This window comes from Vibrio sp. D173a (genome assembly GCF_030248475.1).
The window spans coordinates 1-629 of the sequence record NZ_JAHGAH010001176.1; the positions used below are offsets into that span (position 1 = coordinate 1).

Here is a 629-nt window from a genome sequence, read left to right on the forward strand (position 1 = left end):
AGCAAGCATTGATGTTCTGCCTGTTAACGATGCGCCGGTATCGGGTGAGTTGGCATACAGTGTCGATGAAGATGGCTCGATTAACCTAAGCCAAGAGCAGTTACTTGCTCAAGCGGGGGACGTTGATGGTGACGACCTATCGGCATCTAACCTGACCGTTGACGGCAATGCGACAGGAACAGCAAACGATGATGGTAGCTTTACTATCACGCCAGATGCGAATTTCAATGGCGACATTGATTTGAACTTCGACATTACCGATGGTGATGAAACGATTCAAGCAACGGCAGATCTAACGGTTAACCCAGTCAACGACCTACCAACAGGCGGCGAGCCACAGTTTGTGACTCAAGAAGACACCAGCTTCACTTTCACTGAAGAACAGCTTCTGCAAAATGCAGGCGATATTGATGGCGACAACTTGTCGGTAGAAAATGTCGCGTCTGATAGCGGTTCATTGGTGGACAATGGTGATGGCACTTACACATTTGCACCGAATGAAAACTTCGATGGCAATGTGAATGTGACGTTCGATGTGAATGATGGCACGGCAACAGTACCTGCAGAAGCGACGATTGACGTTCAATCTGTGGTTGATATGCCAGAGCTGTCGATTGCGTCTGACTTGG

1 protein-coding gene is annotated in these 629 nt (G+C 48.5%); it reads left to right on the plus strand.

From position 1 onward, the window contains the following. Positions 1-629 (plus strand): cadherin-like domain-containing protein (locus KIV40_RS32140; protein ID WP_285353398.1); only part of this gene is annotated, 629 nt, incomplete at both ends.